This is a genomic window from Enterobacter sp. BNK-8 (assembly GCF_048685095.1).
GTDB classification, from domain to species: Bacteria; Pseudomonadota; Gammaproteobacteria; order Enterobacterales; family Enterobacteriaceae; genus Enterobacter; species Enterobacter quasiroggenkampii.
In genome coordinates, this window is the sequence record NZ_JBLQTN010000001.1 from 3,022,998 (window position 1) to 3,044,972 (window position 21,975).

Here is a 21,975-nt window from a genome sequence, read left to right on the forward strand (position 1 = left end):
CAGCCGTTAATGGCGCAAAATCGGATAAGTGACCAATATCACACTAAAAAATGATCTAAAACAAAAACCACCCTTTTGGGTGAGTCGCGATGGTCACAATTTTGCCAACCAGATCTCGTTTCACGAAACATGTTTGAAAATATTAATAAACAAACTTGCAACATTTAGGCTGGTCGGACCTATACTCTGGCCACTGGTCTGATTTGTCTGTCATACCTCAGACCCTACACTTCGCGCTCCTGTTACGGTATGTAACAATTATTGAATAAAAATAACTCAATGAGGTTATGGTCATGAGCCAGAAAACCCTGTTCAACAAGACTGCGCTGGCAGTCGCAGTGGCACTCGTCTCCACTTCCGCATGGTCAGCGGGCTTTCAGTTAAACGAATTTTCTTCCTCTGGCCTTGGCCGCGCGTATTCGGGGGAAGGTGCGATTGCGGATGATGCGGGTAACGCGAGTCGTAACCCTGCATTGATCATGATGTTTGATCGTCCGACCTTCTCTGCTGGTGCGGTTTATATCGATCCTGATGTCAACATTTCAGGCAAGTCGCCATTCACTGGTGCGAGCCTTAAAGCGGACAATATTGCCCCAACAGCATGGGTCCCTAACCTGCACTTCGTTGCACCTATCAATGAACAGTTTGGCTGGGGAGCATCCGTAACCTCTAACTACGGCCTTGCTACCGAGTTCAATAGCAACTATCCGGCTGGTGAATACGGCGGTAAAACAGACCTTACTACGCTGAACCTGAACCTGAGCGGTGCTTATCGCCTGAACGATAACTGGAGCTTTGGTCTGGGCTTTGACGCCGTCTACGCCGATGCCAAAATTGAACGTTACTCCGGAGAGCAAACTGCTCGCCTGCCAAAAAACAGCAATAAAATTGCCAGTCTTGAAGGTGATGAGTGGGGCTATGGCTGGAACGCCGGTATCCTGTACGAGCTGGACAAAAACAACCGTTGGGGCCTGACCTATCGTTCCGAAGTGAAAATTGACTTCGACGGCGATTACAAGAGCGGCATCCTGAAGCCGGTGAACAACCTGGTTCCTGGTGCGGGTACCACCATTCCTTGGGGAACGTCAAACCAGACCGTTCCAGGTTCACTGTCACTGCATTTGCCAGAAATGTGGGAAGTGTCCGGTTACAACCGCGTTGCACCTCAATGGGCGATCCACTATAGCCTGGCCTATACCAGCTGGAGCCAGTTCCAGGAGCTGAAAGCGACCGGAACCAATGGTCAAACGCTGTTCTATAAGGACGAAAGCTTCCACGACGCCTATCGTATTGCGTTGGGTACCACCTACTACTACGATAAAAACTGGACTTTCCGCTCCGGTATCGCATTTGACGACAGCCCGGTTCCGGCAGACAAGCGTTCTATTTCCATTCCGGATCAGGACCGCTTCTGGTTAAGTGCTGGCGCGACATATGCGTTCAACGAGAATGCATCCATCGATGCGGGCGTTTCTTATATGCACGGTCAGAAAGTCACGTTCCAGGAAGGCCCTTACGAGTTTACCTCTGAAGGTAAAGCCTGGCTGTTCGGTACGAACTTCAACTACGCGTTCTAATCGTACTGGAATCAAAAAAGGTGAGCATTGCTCACCTTTTTTATTTACTCGGAATCGATATCTTTTAGTTCGTTTTCGATAGCCTTCGCGTTTGGATTCTCTTCCGGCTTCAGCTTACCGCCGTTGGCAATAAAGTCATGATTCTGGAAGTACGCTTCACGCACCATAATGTACGGGTCAGAAGACTGGCGCAGCAGACCGTCAGAGTCGAGCAGTTGCGCACGGGTTTCAATCCCTTCCACCGTCCATTTACCTACCGACAGCGGCCAGGTCAGCCACGACAGAACCGGATACAGCGTATCGACCATATCACCGCCATCATCACGCACAGTGAAGCTGCCATAGAACGGCAGATGAACGTAAGGGCCGTAGCCGACGCCATAATGCCCCAGCGTACTACCAAAACGGTGCGGCTGTTCACGCTGCAGTTTCGGGTTCGCCATGCCAGCGACGTCAATAAAGCCGCCCATCCCCAGAATGGAGTTCAGGAAGAAGCGGGTAAAGTGCACCATCCCCTGATACGGGTCGCCCTGCAGGAAGTAGTTCACCATTACCGCAGGCTCTTCGAGGTTGCTGGTAAAGTTACTTAACCCGTTACGCGCGGGTTGTGGAACATAATCGCGCCATGCCACTGCCACCGGGCGAACCACATACGGGTCCAGCACGTTGTAGTTGAAGCTATACATGGAGCGGTTAAATCCTTCGAGAGGATCGGAGCGTCCCGTTTGCTCCCCGGAGCTGGCGCAGCCCACAAGCATCGTCGCGCCCAGCGCAAGCGCCGACAGCCGAAGTTTCATAAATATCTCCCTGTTCAGTATGGCTATCGTTGATTGCCATCCGTAACGGAGCCGTTGACGCTCCGTCTGTAAACGTGCAAGCGATTGTAACAGCACGTTTACCGATGTCTATGAGCACAATTACGGGCAGTAACCACCGTGACTCTGATCTCAGCATAGCCTGGCTTTTGGAATTCGTTTCGCTGGCAATTTTATAATGTCTTTGAAAGAGATGTATCACCTTTGTTGTCATTGCCGCCAATTTAAGAGCATCCCCACAGGCATCCCGACAAAAGCCGCTACGCTTAACAGAAAGATCAACCTCCGGGAGCAGATATGAAAGAAGTGGGCGAAGAAAAGATTGGCGAGAGCAATGAGGAAATTGAAATTGAAAGCGAGGAGAAAGCGCGCGGCGAGAAAATAGAAATTGATGAAGATCGCCTGCCTTCCCGCGCGATGGCCATCCACGAGCATATCCGCCAGGACGGTGAAAAAGAGATGGAGCGCGATGCCATGGCCCTCTTCTGGTCAGCTATCGCCGCTGGGCTCTCAATGGGCGCATCTCTGCTCGCCAAAGGGATATTTCATGTTCAGCTGGAAGGCGTACCCGGCGGTTTTTTACTCGAGAATCTCGGCTATACCTTCGGCTTTGTGATTGTCATTATGGCCCGCCAGCAGCTGTTTACCGAGAACACGGTGACCGCCGTTCTGCCGGTAATGCAAAACCCTACCCTCGGCAACTTCGGTTTATTGATGCGTCTGTGGAGCGTCGTCCTGCTGGGTAATATCATCGGCACAGGCATCGCGGCCTGGGCGTTTGAATACATGCCGATCTTTGATGAACCCACCCGGGACGCGTTTGTAAAAATCGGCATGGATGTGATGAAAAACACGCCGGTGGAGATGTTCTCGAATGCCATCATCTCCGGTTGGATCATCGCCACAATGGTCTGGATGTTTCCTTCAGCAGGGAGCGCCAAAATTGTGGTGATTATATTGATGACCTGGCTGATTGCGCTGGCTGATACCACGCATATCGTGGTCGGTACCGTTGAAATACTGTATCTGGTCTTTAACGGTACGCTTCACTGGAGCGATTTTTTCTGGCCGTTCGCCCTACCGACGCTGGCGGGTAACATCTGCGGCGGAACGTTTATCTTCGCGCTGTTAAGCCATGCCCAAATCCGTAACGACATGTCGAACAAACGCAAAGCTGAGCTCAAGGCGCGGGAAAATGATGATAAATCGACAAAAAAATCGTCCTGAATGGTGACTCTTTGAGCAGTCAGGCGGCGATGCGCTTAACGCATAGTGTAAATAAGGCTATACTCGTGCCGCCTCGTCCCCTTAGTTAAATGGATATAACGAGCCCCTCCTAAGGGCTAGTTGCAGGTTCGATTCCTGCAGGGGACACTTTGAACTCCACGCGTTGTTGAACACATTCGCCTGTCCACCGCAGAATTCACTGCGAAGAAGAATCCCGTTTTATTTGAGCGTAACGCGTTGCCAGCTGTTTAAGACGCAACTCCAGCTGGGTCTTTTCAGCTTCAGGAAGCACACCTCCTGCGGGATGCTGTGACAGGCGTCTGAGTTGTTCTTCAGCCGGTATTGTTTGGTTAAATGACTGTATAGTCGAAAAAACCACCGATTTAAGCTCACTCACCGTGATATATTTTCCCTTCTGCTCATCCAGACTACTCAGCCGATGGCTCAGTTGCTGAAGCTTCATCATTCCCTGATACCAGCTGTTCATGGCCTCAGCAGGCAACGCTGCCGCGTTAAATTTTTGCTGCCACTGCACGGCGAGCGGCTTCGCCTCCTCCGGCCGCACCGTCTGGAGTTGCGCTAACAGCTGAAGGCTGTAGGAAATATTCCAGTCAGGGGGCAACTTATCCAGTCGGGCAAGCTGCTGCTGCGTTTCTGTGATAAACGTGGACGATAAAGTGCCTCGCTGTGCTAACGCCTCTTGCTGAGCAGGTGTAAGCGCTTCAGGTAACGGCGCCAGCGAGGCAACAGCCTGAGTCGTTAAGGGATCGGGTCTGGACAGAAAGCCCCCTCCCCACGCCACGGCGACGCAGACCACCAGCATAGAACACATCCCGGCGACAAAGGGCTTCCATGGTCTGACCGCCCCGTGCGCTGTCGTAAGCCCCTCTGCATCAGGCTGATTTTCCTGCTGCACAACATAGACCCATTTCACGTCGTCAACCGGCTCTGCCCTTTCCTGAGGTATTTCGCAACCGGGCATCATGCGTGCATTCTGATCTGATGCGTCATTACTGCTTTCCAGCCGTTCAGCATTCGAACGTATCATTGTTCGTAACGTATCGAACTGGCTTAGGTGTTTCAGTTCAAGGCGCTGGAGCACCGCACTCAGGCGGGTAAGCAACGCTTCAGTGCTATAAAGCTCGCTAAGATGGCTGTTGTTGAGTGGAAGTATACGCATACGCTGCTGCAGTCGCTGGCTCAGGCCGGTAAGGATTTCCAGACGAGTATGTAGCGTCTTCGGCCAGAAAACGTCCCATTGATGGCTAATCAGGGCCTCCAGAATCGCCAGCCCTTCGTTCAGGCCAGCCAATCCAGACAGGTGAGTCCGGGCAAGGGTGTACCAGGCCGCAGTCTGCAACTCCACACCGTTTTGTTCAAACAGAGAGAGACAGCGTTTTTCGACATATTGCCAGTTTACATCCGGGCGAGCAGGATGCGTCAGCTTGCTGAGCTCATCGCGGAGGGCGGCGTAATCTGGCAGCGTGCGCGGGTCGCCGCCGGTTTTTAACGTTATATGTGTGGTCATCCTGGAGGGCCTGCATATCCGAGTGGTTAATTTCGTCAGTTGATGTGAGGGGCTATTTTGCGTTTAAAAGTGCAATGACTCATAAATATCGCTATGGCAGCAGCGCTAAAATCAGACCGAAAAATACACCTTCATCAAATAGTTGTCCGGACCGGGATAAGGTATCAGGCGGAGTAAAGATCCAGCCATTTGCGTTCCCCACCCGCATGAACAGGCGTCCTTGAGAAATCACCTTGTCCCCGGAACAGAAAGTCACCTCGACACAACCGGCGACGCCCTGTCCATACAGAAAGATCGGCATAAAGTTGACTGCCCGGCTGTCATAGCGCAAAACGATACCGGAAATCTCAAAAGCCCCGCCCTCCACCAGCAGATCCGGAACGGATACGGTCAGTGGCTCCACATTCAGTCCCGTATCCGTCAGCCACGCGTCCATTTGCTCCTGAAGCTGGGCCATTCGCTGGCGAAACTCTGCAATATCAGCCTGACTCTTGCTGATGGCAGGAACAGGTGCAGGTTGGCGTGCCTGCAACTTCTTCAGGAACTGTAATTTTACAGACATGATGTTATCGGACCTTATATACGGAGAGTGGTGTCGAGATACTGCTGTTGCCTGAGATGCCTTAACAGGACCCGTCCTTCGGGCATAAATTCAGTCCCGTAGCGCACCAGGCCAATCCCTTTAAGTTCAGCATCAATGGCATAGCGCAGTTCGCCGGGGACGTTTTGTTCCAGCAGGACAACGGTTATTTTTTTCAGGCGGGGTTCATACTTGAGCAGGACGGCAGACAAAGTGCCCATCAGTTCATGGGCCGTTCCCGGCATGCCCTGCAGGATTTTGGTCATATCCGGCAGGCCGTAGTCAGGCAGATGCGCCAGCGTGCCGGCACGACAGTTGAGGATACGCTGCATGTTATCCAGTACCGAGAGGATGACCTGATTTTCCTCACTGACCTGGTTGAGATTGAGGCCACCTGTAAAATTTCCCGTTAACATTTCATACAGCGAAGGCGTGTTATGTCCGTAGGGCATCAGTCGTCCTTAAGCGGTTGCAGCGTCAGAGAGTTATCACCTGCTTCCAGGATACGTGGTTTATCCGGATCCAGGTCACTGCGTTTGATAACCTGCTTCCAGGCGTTGTTGTCCATATCCGGATGGCGGAACAGCCCTACCACCGCGACAAACTGCGCCTTTTCTTCCATTGGCATATCAAGGTTTGCATCGCCACCCGGTTTCACCACGACATCACGACTGGCCAGCATGTCGTCTTTCAGAATGGTGCTATCATCCTGAAGCAACTGCTGATACACCGTCTTATCAAAGGTTTTGCGGTCTTTAAGCTGGTAAACCCTTATCACCACCGGCTGAGACAGCGAGTTACTTTCACGGGAGTCGGTGTTCAGCGCTTCACGTGCGGTAAAATCCAGATGCAGGATTTTAATTTTTTTATAGAACACAGAATTGAACGCCGATCTGGTACCGTCGGTGACGCTCTGCGTTACCCCACAGCCCGTCAGAGTGAGTGCTATCAGCGGCATCAGCCAACGCGTAGTCTTAATTAAACTTGTACGTAACACGTCTGTTTCCTTGTTGTGTTTTTGCAGGCTCCAGGCCACTGTAATAACCCAGCTCTGTCGTAAAGGTCTCAGGAATATCATCCGGAAGGCTATCATCATCAGCGCCCAGCACGCCGTTCAGTCCCAGCCAGAAAGGATTGTCTCCAAGCGGTGGAACGGCCAGCAGACGTACGGAAGTGGTCAGGGTAATTCTGGCTTTAAACCGCCAGCCCAGATATACCCGTAGCATTACCAGGAAATCCAGGTACAACTGGCCATCCGGTTTCCAGCCCTGCGCTTCCTGTTCGTTGTCCGTTGCGAGAGCAACCAGCAGTTGGCTGCCGGCATCCATCGCTTCGTCACCCAGAGGCGTATTGCCATCAAGAAGAAACTCTTCGTCACCGTAAAAACCCAGCGGCTTGTCAATATCTACAGGCCGGAGACAATACGGACTCACCTGCACCGTCGTATCGGGCGCCAGCAGGCGCACCAGTGCCTGCATCCCTTCCTGAGTTTTGCCCGGCTGCTGCAGCACACCCAGTAGCGCCAGAAAGCGGGACACTGGCGTGGCTATATGATTCGCAGTGCCCGGTATTCCCAGACCAACCAGACCCAATAACGACTGCGAAATGCTGTCGGTACCTCCGGGCTCAAACGTGGCCGGATACGAGTATTTACGCCAGACGCGGTAAAACTGCGTCAGGATGCGATGACTGAAAATATCCAGAAACCCCTGCAGCGCCTCATGTCCTTCCCGGCGCTGGGAAATGTCATCGAGATAGGTGGTCGGTAGAGGCGAATCAACACCGTACATCCCCATAAAGGTCGTGCGGATAAGCGGTGGCCTGCTGTCATCATCCTCGTCATACTCGACAGCCTTCAGTTCACTGGCCGGGAATCCCATTCCAGGGTGCGGCGCAAAGCGTACCGGGTCATCCGCCGGATGGCTGGTAGAGCCCATCAGTGGCCTGTCCGGATGGCGCTTCTCCAGTAGCTGGCATAAACGATAAAAGTTGATGCGGTGAAGATCGGCCTCCAGCCGCGGGATCAGCCGGGAATGCGGCGGTTGTGCTTCTCTTCCCATTCCAGGCGCTCTCCGGTCGGTTGCAGAATAATAATCAGGCGGTTAAACAGATAGATATCGGTGTACAGTGCAAAGAAGCGGCTCAGCATCTCGCCGAACAGACAGATATCGCCGCGCCCGGCAAAGCCGTTGCTCTCAAGCGTCACCTCAATCTGCACCCCGCGCACCAGATATCCCTGCTCAAAGCGTTCCGTTTCACTGTGCTTCACATCGATAATCGCCTCCAGACGACGGCGGTTCATCTCGCTGTCAGTCCACTCGTACAGCGCCAGCGTGCCGCGCAGCACGTCGGCATTGTCCATCATCGACAGGAAGCCGCTGCCGAGATGGCTCAGCACACGCCAGTGAAAGCGATCCTGTGCCGGCGGATAACAAGGCAGCGTCGGCGCACACAGGTTACGCACGGCGATACTGGCTGAAGTGGTTTTCATCACTGTATCGAGCACGGTACTTTGCAACGCTCTGCGAGGTAGTTGGCCATTGGTGCCGGTTAGCGTCAGCGACAGGCTTTCATCCTCCGGCACCGTGTGGTTATCAAACGCTTCCCCGCCGAGGATAAGCCAGGTGTTATGCAACCCCGACGGGCCACGGCGCACGCGGGTGTGGTAGTAATATTCCGGGGCTTCATGGCGCATCATTCCGCCCTTGTGGCGGAAGCTTGAAAATGGCACGTAGGTATGCTGGCTCGATGACATCACCGAATCCACCGCGTATATCTCGGTATGGCCATCCTGCACGCGCATCGGGCGCAGCATGTATTCGGTCTGCAGGGAATTGAGCGTCAGCGGATCGGATTCCAGCGGGAACAGGTTAATCACCGGCACACAGTTCAGGCGCAGATGCTTTTCGGTAAAGCTGAAATCATGCTCCCAGCGTTCTGCCAGCACCACGTCGATTTCAAACCAGGGGAGCTCAGCCGGAAAGGCCACGGTCTCGAGCCCACGCAGCCCCGTGAACATGAATTTCTCACGGAAGGTGAAGTACTCGAGCAGCAGCTGATAGCCGCTGAAGCTGCTGCTTCCCTTCGGCCACAGGACGTCATCATCGCCAAAGCCCAGCGCGGTGAAATACCCGTCGAGCGGTCTTCTGTCCATGTCGCCCGGCATCCGCAGCCAGAGGCGCGCTGTATTCATGGTAAAGGCTTCATGCATGGCGCAGGCCAGCGGTGCATCAGCGTTGAAGTAGAGCGGGATCTGGCTGAGATCGATACGACTCCAGTCGGCAAGATGGCTGCAGTTAAAGCGCAGGCTGATAACCGAACGCCCGTCAGGATCAGTCGACAGGCGGGCTTGCTCCAGCGACAACGGCAGGAGCGTGATCTCTTTGGTTGTGGTGTACCGACAACGCGTGGCCTTCTCGCCGATCGGCCGCGAGTTCACTTCGAAACCTTTGGCGATGCGCATCTGCTCTTTCATCTCGCGCCAGTCAGGGGTGAACTCCACCACCGACATCGACGGTATGGTGCGCAGATAATGCGGCCACAGCAGGCTGACCAGCCCTTCGGTCAGTTCAGGCAGGTCGTCATCGAGCTTTTCGCGCAGCCGGCCCATCAGGAAGGCAAAGCCCTCGAAAAGCCGCTCCACGTAAGGGTCGCGCGCGCCCGCTTTATCGAGATTGAGCATTGCTGCCTGCTCGGGGTGAGCACGGGCAAACTCTTCGCCGGCTTCCAGTAGATAGCGCATTTCAGCGTCGTAGTAACGCAGGGTTAAGTCGTCCATAAAAAACCTGAATATAGGAATGTTAAAGGTAGCCAGGCGTTTTTATCCGCAAAGCACCGCACTACTTGCCGGGTCGAGCGCAATCAGACCGGCAAGAAGCTGGTCCATCTCAGGCTGAAGACGTGATTTATCGGTTTCACTGCGTGTAGCTTTCATGCGTAGCAGTCTGAGGCGACGGGATTTCACTTCAAATAACAGCGCCGGTGTCCACTGCGTGAGGGTGATTGACCGTGCGGCGCTATCGAGTTCACCCAGCAGATGCAGGGCCAGCTCATTTTTACCCTTTTGCTCGGCTATGCGGGCCATCAGCAGGCGCAGCAGCCATTTGTCTTTTGTAGAGTCGCAACCTGGACGGGTCTGGAGCCAGTGAAGTGTGGCATCCAGACCGTCAGTGTCCGCTTTATCCAGCGCTTCCGGCTCGAGGAGCAGGATATCGTTATCTGTCTCACCAGCAGCACTGACCGGCTCATCCCGCCAGTTGGACAAATCGCCCAGCACGCTCTGATTTATCCAGTTGAGCGTGACCTCATCGGCAAACGGCGTTCCGTCATTAAAGGCCAGCGTTTCAAGTCCTTTGAGACGGCTCAGCAGCCCTTTCAGATCGGCGATGATGATATCGGCCAGCACATCGTGCCCCAATTTCACCAGAGCCTGGTGGATATACCACTGCAAATCCAGCCAGAGGTGATTAGCGCCACGCGAGAAGGTGCTGTCCGCCTGCTCCAATATCTCCAGCCAGCTCTGTTGCAGGTACAACCGTTTAAGCATGGCCCGCTGGTCAGCCCGCGGTGGTTCGATACGTGTTTTCCCTTCGGCATCCGGTGCAGGGATCGCTCTCAGCGTGTCATGGCGCAAGCTTTTCATCAGCCGGTGTGCGGCTAGCCAGCCATCAGGCTGCTCGCGCAGATATCCCGTCAGGGTACGGGCCTGGGCCAGCAAATCCTGACCGGAGGTGATGCGGTTCAGAACCGGCGCATCTGACTCGGTCGCATGCGTAAAGGGCTGTGACTGCGCCTTATTCCCTGCGTTCTGCGGTACCACGGCATCCACACCCCCGGCCTTCATCAGGCGAGACTCCAGCCCGCTGTACAGGGCATTCAGCTCTGGCCGCGATGCTTCCGGCTCGGTCTCCAGACGGGTACTGATGAGCAGCAAGGCCCCGGCGGTACGCTGTGCATCCTCGCGGATGACCTCCGGAAACAGTGACAGACTGTCCAGGACACGGCTACCGGCAAGCCATTCCAGTGCAGCCTTGCGGCTTCGGTCCCGCTGCGGGTGAAGCTGCATGCCGTAGCGCTGCAATAATCCGGCAAGCAGTTCAAGCCCTTCGGCAAAGCCGGCTTCGCCATCCTGGTGCAGTCGCGCCCAGCAGTAGTAGGTCGCAATCCGGATGTCTTTGGCCGTGGTGGTCAGTAACTTTTCAGCAAGCGTGCATATCAGTTCAGTATCAATCCCGGAGAGCTTATTAACCTCTTCGCGGATACGCTGAAAATCATCGTCATATCCCGGGTCTTCCCCCGTCGGACTGGCTACGCTTACCGGAGCAAGCCAGGGCTGCCAGTTATCCGTGCGCGTCTGCGCCTGTTCACGCAGCTGAGCATCGTCAGCCTGACAGGCGGTAACCAAATTCTGCAATGTGCTCATTATTCGACACCTTCCATGTCATTGTTTTCCGTATTAGCCATCAGCGCCTGAGCGGTGGCCACGCTGTCGACACTGAATATGTGATCCGGCAGCGTGAAACCACGCAGATCCAACAGCGCCAGCGGGCCTTTTCCAAGTTGTGAGCGCAGCACCCACTGCAGGGTGCGACCATCCGGTGCGGTAAAGCTCATCATCCACTGGCTGCGGTCCAGCTGCTGACGCTTGCTCAAGTCCAGCCAGCGGATAAAGCCCCAGATCCCGCTGTAATCCCCAAACAGGCGCGCACCGGCGTTGACCGTGGTCCATGTCAGCATCGTTCCCGGCTTGTAAGTCTCTCCCGGCCAGCGGAAGCTTTGCCAGTCGGCCATCTGGTTGAAGTAGTGCAGCTTTTGTCCATCAATGGTTAGCTGCGTCTCCACCACCTGTGGCACAGGACGCGCCTGCAGCTCAAAGCTGATGCCCTGACTGCCATCGGTGAACAGGATGTCTGACAGCTGGCTCAGCTGGTTAATGGCCCGCAGGAAGGCCGGATTAAAGTTCAGTCCCTGGCTGTTGACCTTATCCGGTACCCACTGGCTGCCCTCTTTGTGCAGCACACCGTTGAGCTCTGTCGACAAGAAGCGCTCTATTCGTCCACTGTCCTTACGCACAAATTCAGCCAGCATCGGTAAAGAGGCATCGCTTTTGCTGGCAGCAAACGGGAAACGACCGTCAAAGGCAGTTTGCCAGTTCGCGACAACCGAGCGGCTCCATTTGTCATTCAGACTGGCTGCCGACGGCTGAAGTACGGTCTCCCAGGCCTGAGTCAGCGGCTGCACAAACATTGTGCTGCCAAATCCGCTCCACTCCTCGCCAAGACTTGCCGAAATCAGGCTGCCGTATTGCTGAGTGTCGGTGAGGTCCACGCTTTTGCCCTGGAATACGGTCTGCGCCAGAGTCTGCATCATTGCCTGCGGGTCAGAAGCGCTGGCCACCTGCTGCAGTCGCAGACGCACGCGGGTGATACGGGTCAGATACGTCTGCAGACTCAGGGAGTTGTCCGCCGACATGACATTACCACCTTTGTTTTTACCCAGAAGCTGTAGCAGCGGGCCAAAGGTATCGTCCAGCGGCCCCTGCGGCCCTGACGCAGACTGATCAATGGCAGGTTTATCTTTTCCACCGACGAGATCTTTAGCCGATTTGATGAGGGAGTCCGAAAGACCTTCGCTTTGCTGGCCTGTCTGTCCCTGCCAGGCGAGGGTATTCATCAGGGCAATCAGTGGCGACTGGCGGACATCGCTCATCAGCGTAAGCTGGTCGGTAACGTCCGCAATATTGTTTGCCGGGTTCCAGTGCAGGCTGTTAAGGAAATTCAACCAACTGCCTGCAAAGTCAATGAAATAACGCTCTGTCAGGCGTGCTTTGAGCGCTTCCGGCGACAGATCCGCCGATACGGCTTTACGGGAATCACTCAGCACCCAGTCAATTTCATCCCGGCGGGAATTTGCAGCCTTTTCGATAGCCTGCTGAATGCCACCTTCCCAGGCCTGGCGGGTGAACATGCCCGGCACGACCTCCTCAGTAGTAAAAAGTCGACGCGCATCGGTACCGCTGGTCATGTCCTCCAGGGAGACATCGGCGAAGTTACGACGCACTGACTTGAGCATATTTTCATACAGTGTGCTTTCAGCGTTACGACGCCCAATTTGCTGCAGCAGCAACTGGCGACTCTGGCTGACAAGCTGCGCATCCGGTGTGATTTTCCACTGTGGCTGCTTAGGCAGTTCGGTGATGTAGAAGGCCCACAAATCCGGCGCCAGGCTTTGCCACAGACCGGTAGAAATACCCATTCGTGTCGGCTGCACGGTTTTCAGGGTCTGCGCATAAAACGCGCCGTCGACTTTATCCGGACGGGCCATCATCAGCCAGGCTTTAAGCTGGTCATAACCTGGCTTCGCCAGCTGTGCACGCTGGTCGCTGTTGGGGGCAGAGTTTGCCAATGCGCTGAGTTTTTGTGTCAGCGCCTGATTCGCCGGGTCGCGTATCAGGCGGTTGTTTGCCACGCCGTACCAGGGCAGCAACGCATCGAGCAGCTGCTGGTTATGGTCCAGACCGAAGCGCTGGTACCAGGGCGCTCCTTCCTGAATACGGTGCTGCAGGCGGCCAGCGTCATTACGCAGGGTATGCAGAGCCGTGAGCTGGTAATCCGATACGGAAGGATGCTCCACCAGCGCATGCGCCTGCTCGGCAACAGAAACTATCTGCATGCGGTTGACCGCGAATGACAGCAGTGTACCCGCTCCCCAGATACCGATGATGGTCATCAGCGTCCAGGCCAGCGTCTGTTCCCAGGCCATACCAACACGGCGGCCACGAACTCGGGTGCAGTCTTCAATAATACCCTGCCAGGTTACGGGCAGAGTAAAGGCATGACGCTGTACAGACGCGATAGAGGACTCTGCGTCAGTAGATTTTTTGTCCGGCAGGCAGCTAAATATCAGGCCACGCAGCGGAACACGCTGCTGAGAGATAAAGAGCCATGGCGTCAGTTGCTGAGCCCAACGGGCAATGCCGCCGTCTTTGAGATGCTGGCCCAGACGTAGCAGGAAATCGTGACGGTTGTTCTCAGCGGCCTGGTTCACCCCCTGCGTCCGCAATGCCGGCAGCATCAGTTCAAGCTGACCGATAATGTCGCTTTCTTTAGCGCGCAGCGGGAAATGAGCCCCCACCACCTGCTCAATACGCTTAGCCTGCGACCATTTACTGTCGCGCAGTTGCCATAACCATACCGGTGCGGAATAACGCAGCAGTTCGCTGATTTTTTCCAGCCCGCGTAAATCGTTGTCACTCATCTGTGGTGTCAGGTTAAATGCTGGAGGTATGACCCGGATAACCCCGTCCAGTGGACGTCCCCGGCGAAGTTTACGCAGCGCGGTGTATTTTTCGCGATCGGGCTCAGAAGCCAGACTGCCGCCATAAATCAGTACAGTACGATTGCCTTCAAGCCACTGGTTTTCCTGCAGACCAGGAACCAGCTGTTCGATTGCCGTCTCATCACCGGTAACCAGCAGCAGGCGGACGTTACGGCGCCAGAAAAGGGTGTAGCGCTTGCGCAAAGAACCCGCGATTTCGGCTTTTAATCCCTGCTGTTTTACTTTTTGCTTTCTGTGGTTTTCTCTCTCTCCTCTCGTCGAGAGCGTCTTGACATGCCATATTTGCCACAACTGAACGCCGAGAAAACCCAGCACAATCAGGCAAACTAACGCAATCCAGGCAATGCCGCAGATAATAAGCAGGGGCCGAACCGATTCCCAGCCCAGCGAGACATCAACAGCGAAATACCAGTAGAGGAGGCCTCCAAAAAGTATCACCAAAGTGACAACAGCAAGGGTGATAGTCACCGTTACGGCAGTCGAGATACTTGTGTCTGGTTTAAGGGCGTTTTCCTTTTCCATGTGGCTTTACTATTCCAAGAGCGAGGGTATGTTGAGGATCGGTACTAATCCAGCCGCAAGGCTGTGCTTCGTTTTGGGCAAAAAGAGCGGCAAGAGAAATAACAATAAGAGGTTCCATGCTTCCCGGCATTCCCCAATAGCTGTCCTGCAGGTTATGGGTGGTATTCCAGCCACACTCGTCAATCTGGGGAATTTGAGGATGCGAAAACAAAATGCAGGCGGCCGGATCTTCCTTAAGTTCACATTGAGTAACTGCGCGTTCGCTGACGATGTTCAATTTGTCTGAAGCAGAGGCGTCATAATATTCCCCCCGAGGCATCACCACTGGTGCGTCAGTGCCTATCAGCCACAGTACTGCAGACTCCCCTGCGGGCAGCAGGCTATCAGGTGAAGCGGGGCATGAAACGCATCCAACCACAAGATACTGACTTTTCGCATCCTCACGAAGCAGGGCCGTCAATCTCGCAAGCGTCGCCTCTCCCTCCCAGCGTTCAGGCTGGTCTGGCAATGCGATCCCTGGAAAAGAGTCCTTCATTTGTGCATAAAAAGCTGACCATACGAGGGCATCTCCCAGAAAAAAGCACTGCGAGATCGACCGCGGCATATCGCGTGGGCTCGTCTTCCACTGCATCACCAGCGCGCGAACCAGCTGCTGCTCCCGTTCCTGACTCTCTGCGGAGAAGGTTCGGGCAATGCGCAGTGTTTTCCCACCAGACTCGAGACGTTCAGCAGGGGCGCGCTGAATACGGCGAAGCACCCTTTGCCAGTCCACCGTTTCCGCACCTGCCGGGCCAAGCAGCAGGACGTCTTGTAGCCCAAGCAGACTTTGATGTTCTTCCCACCACAGGCTCTGCTCGTGCCTGACGTTGCGTTGCCAGGCCATTGCATGGTGCAAAGAGAAGCGGTAATAAAGTAGTCGGCAAAGCCAGAGAAAACTGATGGAGACCAGGGCAAAGCCCATTACCGCAAAAGCCGCAGCGCTGCGGTTTTCCTCGCCAGTCAACGCCCCAGCGCCTCCGGCAAGTAAAATAATAAATGCCCCTGCCTGCAGCCAGCGACGGGTTATGGGTGCTCTGGCTGTTTCCCAGACAGGATACTCCGGCACGCTCCTCACTGTTCGATACCAAAATCAGGGAAGGAACTCACCAGCGTGCAGCCGCACGCGCAGCGATGTCCATGCAGGGCGACAGGCTGACCATCGACCTCTGAGAGTGAACTGCCTTCCGCAATGATCGTCATACCGTGCTTGTTGCATTTAACCGCATCCCCTTTAGCGGCTATCCCTTTACCAAAACAGAGATAGTGTCCCCCCAGAACCTTACCGCCATACTCCTTCAGGGTATCTCCCTCACGAATGACCTGTTTCATTCACTGCCTCCTGCTCAGGTAGTCACCAGCGATTGTGCTTTTTCCAGCCATCCGGACTGAATAATTGATTTCGCCATTTCCAGGCGCTTTTCACCTATTGCTGCGGTCTGTTGCGCCGTGACCACGCCAGGCTCTGTGGTAAAGGCTTTTAACGCATCAGCGTTGTCGACCATTGGGATAGCCAGTCCGGTCAGGTAATCCACTGCCTGAGATTCCAGCGTGAATAGCCCGGCCGTTGCGGCAAGGCCAGCCAGTTTTGCCGACGTGCCTTTCTGCCTGAAGCTGAAGATCACCCCACCCACCACCGTGGCGGCTCCAACGACATCACCGGCAATGGTCAACGGAGAGAGCGATTTATTGCAGTTATCACCGAAGTAGATCATCCGGTAGAGGAAGTAGCTCCCCCAGGGCTCACGCGTTCCCAGCGCGTAATGCATAAACCACGCACGGGAATCATGTACCTGATCGTCAAAAAGCGCTCTGACCAGCCCGGCCGGGGTGTCAGCGTTTGAGGCCTCTCCGAGCGGCGGGAACAATGTCGCAACCTTCGTGTCGGCTGAGGCTTTGATCAGGGCATATTCTCGCGGCCTGTCATCGATATTAAGCAGGAATATGGTGTTGTGCGGGATGGCCGCCAGCACCAGTTGCCCAATGCTGGTCGGGCTGCGGAGCTGTTGTCGATAGTCTTCGCCAAACTCCACCGCGGCCTGCTTCAGCTGGGTTTGAGCGATATCCGGGTCAAAGTCCTTTATCCCGGCTTCCAGCACTAACTCATCCATTTTATCTGCAGGCTGGCTGGCGATTTTCTCTCTCCGTCGGGCCTCAACCGCCCCCTGCTTCAGGTCCCGTTTAACTTTGGACGTTTCCAGCGCTCCCGGGTTGCCATCTTTGTCCGATGCCCGCAGGTAAAACGGCGTAGTAAGCATGGTGCCTTTGGCATAGCGGTCGATTCGCCACGCGGTGATCCAGGCTATCTGATTTTCGAAGGCTTTTTCGAGACTGACTGTCGCCCGAGGAGGATCATATTCTGCAGCCTGTTCGTCAGTTATTTTCTTCCCTGAGGGGGGGAGATTAAGTGTGAGTTCTCGCCAGGCGTTGAAGCGGTTAATTAACGATGGGTGGAGTGAATACTCCTTAAGGACATCAAGAGGAAGAGTTCGCCATCTATCATTTTTTAAATCATCAGGTATAGCATTAATCGCAACCTTTAATGGAGCTCCAGCACTAAAAGCGTTGCAGTACATATCATGTAACGCGATTTGGGAAAGTATCTGACTATCGCTTACATCTATATAATTTGCTTTCCCTTGATCACCTGGTGGGTACCCGCCGCCAATATCTGAATGCATACCCGGATAAACTATTTCCTTGCTGTTTGCCGGATATTGACCGTCAGCTCGACGAATAGAGTCCAGCGGGAAACAAAGACGCTGCTCGTGGGAGGACACCAGATGCACGCAATTCTTAATCAGTCCGCCGTAAGTTTTTTCATTTGGCAACTCCTGGGTGTTGTCGGCCCAGGACATATGCCCTTCCGCCACCGGGGCTACATGCGCAACCCCCACGGACGCCACGGTATCCAGCAGCCCAAGAAATTCCACGCTGACGGGAATTTTCAATTCATCAACCATCAGGCACTGCTCGGGCTTTTCGTCTTTGCCTGTTGGTACGGGCAGCAGCTCGCTCAGCCAGTTGACAAAGGCACGCGCTGCGGCCGCCCCGCGAGAGAAGCCGTACACATACAGCTTAATCGCCAACAGCTTTGGCTGCGTGGGGCTCGGCTGCTGCAACGCAGGACCCAGCAAAGGCTTCAGCTTTTTTAGCTCATCGGTAAACGTTTCGTAACGATTATGGCTCCCGGTTAAACCAAAGGTGGCCCAGCTCGTACCCATTCGATCCAGTGCTTTTCGGCTTTCAGCATTACTCATCCATTTCTGAGTCAGCGTAAATTTCAGAGCATCAATAATGCGCAGGAGCCCCCAGTTAATTCTCTCCTCTCCCATCGCCGCTGTAGCCAGCCCCCAACCGGTATAGTCAAGATCGTTAATTTCAGGAAAAGGGGTGCCCACGCCCGGAATATAATATTTAAAATACCGCCCGGAAACGGCTTCATTGCTGTCAAAAAGAGCATCAGACTGACCAATACCCCCTGCATACCCGCTGCCGATAGAGGCACGAAACAGACGAGCAATATTTGTCGGGTGTTTTTGCTCAGAGAGATAAAGGTCGTTATTAATATTATTACCGGTGCCATCAAAGAACAGACTAATATGCAGTGTTTTGCAGCAAGGCATATCTACCAGCTTGTTTTTAGCCTGGCAGAGTTCATTGCGGTAAGCTCGCTCCCGGCTTTCCTGCTGCCTGCAATTTTTCCCCACCAGTGTCGCCTGCGAAGGCAAACGTCCTTGCGCAGGAAATTCAGGCGGGTACCAGACCAAATCCGTGGTTACTTCGGACATACTTTCGGCTCCTTCATTTCCAGCGGAAGTTTGATTGGATAATTAGCATTAGCAGGTGACCAGCAGCTGGTTGTTACCTTTACGTCATCACAGGGTAAAAAATGTACCGTAATACCGCAGGTTTCCTGTCCTGTATAATCGGGAAGCGGTACTATTTTGCTATGTTCTCTGTTATTTGCACTCATTTTCTTTTCCCAGGCCTTATATTTTTCATAGTCAGCAAATCCGGGAATCCCTCTGTGGAAGCCTCACCGCTTTCCCAGTCTATACGTACTGTCATTCCGGGTTTCCAGACTGTCGGTACACCATAGCAACACCCACCGCCACCGCCGTCAAAAGGCCCGATAGCATCTATGCCCGACTGACCGTTTACGCTGAAATGATTGATGGCCCATTTGGTATGGTTAATCGCTTTTATTGTTCCCGTACCACCGCTTTGCGTTTGTGCCTCAGCCTTTGGCTGACTGCATCCGGCCAGTAAGAAAACACCCAGTAATACGCCTGAAATTGTTATCTTCATCCTTATTTTCCTTGTATTGCGTCGTCCACTCTTACAGGTAAAATCATTTAGTTGTGCCGCCGGCTGACATAATTAAATCATTTCTGTTCAGGGATAAATTTCTGTTCAGGTTATGGTCGACAGGCTTTAAGCCTGCGGCCCCGAGCAGGAAACTCAGGTGGGTACCAGACCAGATCCGTGGTTACTTCGGACATACTTTCGGCTCCTTCATTTCCAGCGGTAGTTTGATCGGGTAGGACGGACTACCGTAGGTGAAACAACTGGTCGTTACCTTTACGTCATCGCAGGGTAAAAAATGCACCGTAATACCGCAGGTCTCCTGTCCTGTATAATCTGGCAGTGGTACTGTTTTGCTAAGTTCCTTGTTATTGGCCTTCTTTATTTTTAACCACGCCTTATACTTCTCTCTATCAGCAAAACCAGGGAAACCCTCTGTTGAAGCCTCTCCTCGCTCCCAGTCTATACGTACCGTCATTCCTGGTTTCCAGACTGCCGGCACGCCGTAGCAGCAACCACCTCCGCCACCGTCAAAAGGCCCGATAGCATCTATGCCCGACTGACCGTTTACACTGAAATGATTAATGGCCCATTTGGTATGGTTAATCGCTTCTATTGTTCCTGCACCACCGCTTTGCGTTTGTGCCTCAGCCTTTGGCTGGCTGCATCCGGCCAGTAAGAAAACGCCCAGTAATACGCCTGATATTGTTATCTTCATCCTTATTTTCCTTGTATTGCGTCGTCCACTCTTACAGGTAAAATCATTTAGTTGTGCCGTCGGCTGACATAATTAAATCATTTCCGGCCCGGGATAACTTTCTGTTCAGGTTATGACAGGCAGGCTGTAAGCCTGCTGCCACGAGCAGGAAATTCAGGCGGGTACCAGACCAGAACCGTGGTTACTTCGGACATACTTTCGGCTCCTTCATTTCCAGCGGTAGTTTGATTGGATAATTAGCATTAGCAGGTGACCAGCAGCTGGTTGTTACCTTTACGTCATCACACGGTAAAAAATGTACCGTAATACCGCAGGTTTCCTGTCCTGTATAATCGGGCAGTGGTACTGTTTTGCTGTGCTGGCGTTTAAATGAGTCCATTTTTTTCTGCCATTTTAAGTATTCATCCCAATGGTCATAACCAGGAAAACCGTCTGTTCCTCCAACTCCCGTTTCCCAGTCAATTTTGACTGTCATTCCCGGTTTCCAGGCTGCAGGTACACCGTAACAGCATCCCCCGCCGCCCCCCTGAAATGGACCAATAATATCAATACCCGACTGACCGTTTACGCTGAAATGATTGATGGCCCATTTGGTATGGTTGATGGCTTTTATTGTTCCCGTACCACCGCTTTGCGTTTGCGCCTCAGCCTTTGGCTGACTGCATCCGGCCAGTAAGAAAACGCCCAGTAATACGCCTGATATTGTTATCTTCATCCTTATTTTTCTTGTATTGCGTCGTCCACTCTTACAGGTAAAATCATTTAGTTGTGCCGTTGTCTGACATAATTAAATCATTTCCGGCCCGGGATAACTTTCTGTTCAGGTTATGACAGGCAGGCTGTAAGCCTGCTGCCCCGAGCAGGAAATTCAGACAGGTACCAGACCAAATCCGTGGTTACTTCGGACATACTTTCGGCTCCTTCATTTCCAGCGGAAGTTTGATTGGATAATTAGCATTAGCAGGTGACCAGCAGCTGGTTGTTACCTTTACGTCATCACACGGTAAGAAATGTACCGTAATACCGCAGGTCTCCTGTCCTGTATAATCGGGCAGAGGTATTATTTTGCTGTGTTGGCGATTTTGTGCCGTAATTTCTCTTTCCCAGGCTTTATACTTTTCACGATCAGCGAACCCGGGGAAACCTTCAGAAGTTCCAACGCCAGTTTGCCAGTCTATGCGAACAGTCATTCCCGGTTTCCAGACTGCCGGTACGCTATAGCAACACCCACCGCCGCCGCCATCAAAAGGCCCGATAATATCAATGCCCGACTGACCGTTTACGCTGAAATGATTGATGGCCCATTTGGTATGGTTGATGGCTTTTATTGTTCCCGTACCACCGCTTTGCGTTTGCGCCTCAGCCTTTGGCTGACTGCATCCGGCCAGTAAGAAAACACCCAGTAATACGCCTGATATTGTTATCTTCATCCTTATTTTCCTTGTATTGCGTCGTCCACTCTTACACCTGCTGGACCTGAGCCGGAAATTCAGGCCGGTACCAGATCCGTGGTTACTTAGGACATACTTTCAGCACCTTCATTATCAAATTCCGGCATGCAATCGGGTCAAATAGTCGATCACCCAGGCATCACGTTTATCGTCGAACAATACGCCGGCCTGGGTAGCGCTCACCATTCCCTCAAAGCACGCCCTGAATTCAGCTTCCTTTGAGGCAAACATCGTTGTCATTAGTAACTTCTGGTCAATAAAACGTTTTGCATCACATAAGCACATAAGTTTTTCATATTGCTTATCGCTGAAATCTACTTGCTCAGCGCACTCGTCGCGCTTCGGGATTTTCCCGCTTCCTGTAAGCCATACCGACTGTCCATCACGATCCTGCCATCCCCAGCCTATTACGGGTCTTTTAAGTTGCGCCTGCTGTTCAGCGCTCAGAATATCCGTAAAAAGATAAGAAAAAATACGAGTATCCCAGAACCGAAAAACACCTTCTCTGCCTTCCTGGCGGGCATTAACGATTTCAGTAAGCCATTTACCCAATCCAGACAATGTCCATGGCGAACATATAATCAGTAAAGGTGCCGTTGAGGACATTTCTTTTGCAAGCGCCTGAAGCCAGTTCCATTGTTGCAGATCGTCAAACATAACCCGCACCAGCAGAGGCGCATCTTCGGGATAAATCTCTTCCGGTAAACCCTTATACAGCGACTGCCATTTTATCTCCGGAGAAAAGCCGGATAACGCCGGAATGATTGAATAATCCACACTACACTGATCAACAATGACATCGATATAGGTGTGTCCAATCTGCTGGCAAAGCCGTCGAGCGCTCTCCAGCATGTTTTCAGAATATTCATTCAGCAC

The 21,975-nt window shown here is 53.3% G+C and carries 18 protein-coding genes, 1 tRNA gene and 1 pseudogene; 3 read left to right on the forward strand and 17 right to left on the reverse strand.

The window, feature by feature from the left end; all coding sequences use genetic code 11:
* The first annotated feature begins 293 nt into the window (after window positions 1-293).
* Complete coding sequence (gene fadL / locus ACMGGU_RS14600) at window positions 294-1,577, forward strand: long-chain fatty acid transporter FadL (protein ID WP_045908748.1); 1,284 nt, start codon at window positions 294-296, stop codon at window positions 1,575-1,577.
* Window positions 1,578-1,621: 44 nt separating this feature from the next.
* Here the strand turns inward: fadL and mlaA are convergent, their stop codons facing one another.
* On the reverse strand, window positions 1,622-2,374 hold the full coding sequence (gene mlaA, locus ACMGGU_RS14605) for a phospholipid-binding lipoprotein MlaA (RefSeq protein WP_023336447.1): 753 nt from the start codon (window positions 2,372-2,374) through the stop codon (window positions 1,622-1,624).
* Window positions 2,375-2,689: 315 nt separating this feature from the next.
* Here mlaA and ACMGGU_RS14610 point away from each other — a divergent pair, with 315 nt between their 5' ends.
* Complete coding sequence (locus ACMGGU_RS14610) at window positions 2,690-3,619, forward strand: formate/nitrite transporter family protein (RefSeq protein ID WP_045908749.1); 930 nt, start codon at window positions 2,690-2,692, stop codon at window positions 3,617-3,619.
* 75 nt (window positions 3,620-3,694) lie between these two features.
* Window positions 3,695-3,766 (forward strand) — tRNA-Arg (locus tag ACMGGU_RS14615).
* 49 nt (window positions 3,767-3,815) lie between these two features.
* Here ACMGGU_RS14615 and ACMGGU_RS14620 read toward each other — a convergent pair.
* The 16 genes and pseudogenes from ACMGGU_RS14620 to ACMGGU_RS14695 form a co-directional block, all read right to left on the reverse strand.
* Window positions 3,816-5,147, reverse strand: coding sequence for a VasL domain-containing protein (locus tag ACMGGU_RS14620; RefSeq protein WP_420300682.1), 1,332 nt, complete (start codon window positions 5,145-5,147; stop codon window positions 3,816-3,818).
* Between the two features lie 91 nt (window positions 5,148-5,238).
* Window positions 5,239-5,709, reverse strand: a complete 471-nt coding sequence (locus ACMGGU_RS14625) for a hypothetical protein (RefSeq protein WP_252076875.1) — start codon at window positions 5,707-5,709, stop codon at window positions 5,239-5,241.
* Window positions 5,710-5,723: 14 nt separating this feature from the next.
* On the reverse strand, window positions 5,724-6,179 hold the full coding sequence (tssE, locus tag ACMGGU_RS14630) for a type VI secretion system baseplate subunit TssE (protein WP_059355594.1): 456 nt from the start codon (window positions 6,177-6,179) through the stop codon (window positions 5,724-5,726).
* Window positions 6,179-6,724 (reverse strand): type VI secretion system lipoprotein TssJ, encoded by a 546-nt coding sequence (gene tssJ / locus ACMGGU_RS14635; RefSeq protein ID WP_048029648.1) that lies wholly within the window; start codon window positions 6,722-6,724, stop codon window positions 6,179-6,181. The genes tssE and tssJ overlap by 1 nt, the downstream gene beginning before the upstream one ends.
* Complete coding sequence (gene tssG / locus ACMGGU_RS14640; protein WP_420300683.1) at window positions 6,702-7,787, reverse strand: type VI secretion system baseplate subunit TssG; 1,086 nt, start codon at window positions 7,785-7,787, stop codon at window positions 6,702-6,704. Before tssG ends, tssJ begins: the two co-directional genes overlap by 23 nt.
* Window positions 7,751-9,505 (reverse strand): type VI secretion system baseplate subunit TssF, encoded by a 1,755-nt coding sequence (gene tssF, locus ACMGGU_RS14645; RefSeq protein WP_025912752.1) that lies wholly within the window; start codon window positions 9,503-9,505, stop codon window positions 7,751-7,753. Before tssF ends, tssG begins: the two co-directional genes overlap by 37 nt.
* Window positions 9,506-9,547: 42 nt before the next feature.
* Entirely contained in the window at window positions 9,548-11,149 is a 1,602-nt protein-coding gene (tssA, locus tag ACMGGU_RS14650) for a type VI secretion system protein TssA (RefSeq protein WP_395299475.1), read from the reverse strand.
* Window positions 11,149-14,586 (reverse strand): ImcF-related family protein, encoded by a 3,438-nt coding sequence (locus ACMGGU_RS14655; RefSeq protein WP_420300684.1) that lies wholly within the window; start codon window positions 14,584-14,586, stop codon window positions 11,149-11,151. Before ACMGGU_RS14655 ends, tssA begins: the two co-directional genes overlap by 1 nt.
* Window positions 14,564-15,691, reverse strand: a complete 1,128-nt coding sequence (locus ACMGGU_RS14660; protein WP_395299477.1) for a hypothetical protein — start codon at window positions 15,689-15,691, stop codon at window positions 14,564-14,566. Before ACMGGU_RS14660 ends, ACMGGU_RS14655 begins: the two co-directional genes overlap by 23 nt.
* A 5-nt stretch (window positions 15,692-15,696) precedes the next feature.
* Window positions 15,697-15,954: a PAAR domain-containing protein gene (locus tag ACMGGU_RS14665; RefSeq protein ID WP_025912756.1), complete on the reverse strand. Its 258-nt coding sequence runs from the start codon at window positions 15,952-15,954 to the stop codon at window positions 15,697-15,699.
* Between the two features lie 14 nt (window positions 15,955-15,968).
* A complete protein-coding gene (locus ACMGGU_RS14670) occupies window positions 15,969-18,413 on the reverse strand; it encodes a T6SS phospholipase effector Tle1-like catalytic domain-containing protein (RefSeq protein WP_395299478.1) in 2,445 nt (814 codons plus the stop codon).
* Window positions 18,401-18,933, reverse strand: a pseudogene (locus ACMGGU_RS14675) (DUF3304 domain-containing protein). The gene ACMGGU_RS14670 and the pseudogene ACMGGU_RS14675 overlap by 13 nt, the downstream one beginning before the upstream one ends.
* 181 nt (window positions 18,934-19,114) lie before the next feature.
* Window positions 19,115-19,648, reverse strand: a complete 534-nt coding sequence (locus ACMGGU_RS14680; protein WP_014884701.1) for a DUF3304 domain-containing protein — start codon at window positions 19,646-19,648, stop codon at window positions 19,115-19,117.
* Window positions 19,649-19,829: 181 nt separating this feature from the next.
* Window positions 19,830-20,363 (reverse strand): DUF3304 domain-containing protein, encoded by a 534-nt coding sequence (locus tag ACMGGU_RS14685; RefSeq protein WP_417929466.1) that lies wholly within the window; start codon window positions 20,361-20,363, stop codon window positions 19,830-19,832.
* A 181-nt stretch (window positions 20,364-20,544) separates the two neighbouring features.
* Window positions 20,545-21,078, reverse strand: coding sequence for a DUF3304 domain-containing protein (locus ACMGGU_RS14690; RefSeq protein WP_045418373.1), 534 nt, complete (start codon window positions 21,076-21,078; stop codon window positions 20,545-20,547).
* 114 nt (window positions 21,079-21,192) lie between these two features.
* Window positions 21,193-21,975 (reverse strand): DUF4123 domain-containing protein, encoded by a 783-nt coding sequence (locus tag ACMGGU_RS14695; protein ID WP_248271490.1) that lies wholly within the window; start codon window positions 21,973-21,975, stop codon window positions 21,193-21,195.

What these genes read in the sequence shown, in the direction of transcription:
- fadL (WP_045908748.1), top strand. Translation starts at nt 294, where the DNA reads ATGAGCCAGAAAACCCTGTTCAACAAGACTGCGCTGGCAGTCGCAGTG.
- mlaA (WP_023336447.1), bottom strand. Translation starts at nt 2,374, where the DNA reads ATGAAACTTCGGCTGTCGGCGCTTGCGCTGGGCGCGACGATGCTTGTG.
- ACMGGU_RS14610 (WP_045908749.1), top strand. Translation starts at nt 2,690, where the DNA reads ATGAAAGAAGTGGGCGAAGAAAAGATTGGCGAGAGCAATGAGGAAATT.
- ACMGGU_RS14620 (WP_420300682.1), bottom strand. Translation starts at nt 5,147, where the DNA reads ATGACCACACATATAACGTTAAAAACCGGCGGCGACCCGCGCACGCTG.
- ACMGGU_RS14625 (WP_252076875.1), bottom strand. Translation starts at nt 5,709, where the DNA reads ATGTCTGTAAAATTACAGTTCCTGAAGAAGTTGCAGGCACGCCAACCT.
- tssE (WP_059355594.1), bottom strand. Translation starts at nt 6,179, where the DNA reads ATGCCCTACGGACATAACACGCCTTCGCTGTATGAAATGTTAACGGGA.
- tssG (WP_420300683.1), bottom strand. Translation starts at nt 7,787, where the DNA reads ATGGGAAGAGAAGCACAACCGCCGCATTCCCGGCTGATCCCGCGGCTG.
- tssF (WP_025912752.1), bottom strand. Translation starts at nt 9,505, where the DNA reads ATGGACGACTTAACCCTGCGTTACTACGACGCTGAAATGCGCTATCTA.
- tssA (WP_395299475.1), bottom strand. Translation starts at nt 11,149, where the DNA reads ATGAGCACATTGCAGAATTTGGTTACCGCCTGTCAGGCTGACGATGCT.
- ACMGGU_RS14655 (WP_420300684.1), bottom strand. Translation starts at nt 14,586, where the DNA reads ATGGAAAAGGAAAACGCCCTTAAACCAGACACAAGTATCTCGACTGCC.
- ACMGGU_RS14665 (WP_025912756.1), bottom strand. Translation starts at nt 15,954, where the DNA reads ATGAAACAGGTCATTCGTGAGGGAGATACCCTGAAGGAGTATGGCGGT.
- ACMGGU_RS14670 (WP_395299478.1), bottom strand. Translation starts at nt 18,413, where the DNA reads ATGTCCGAAGTAACCACGGATTTGGTCTGGTACCCGCCTGAATTTCCT.
- ACMGGU_RS14680 (WP_014884701.1), bottom strand. Translation starts at nt 19,648, where the DNA reads ATGAAGATAACAATATCAGGCGTATTACTGGGCGTTTTCTTACTGGCC.
- ACMGGU_RS14685 (WP_417929466.1), bottom strand. Translation starts at nt 20,363, where the DNA reads ATGAAGATAACAATATCAGGCGTATTACTGGGCGTTTTCTTACTGGCC.
- ACMGGU_RS14690 (WP_045418373.1), bottom strand. Translation starts at nt 21,078, where the DNA reads ATGAAGATAACAATATCAGGCGTATTACTGGGTGTTTTCTTACTGGCC.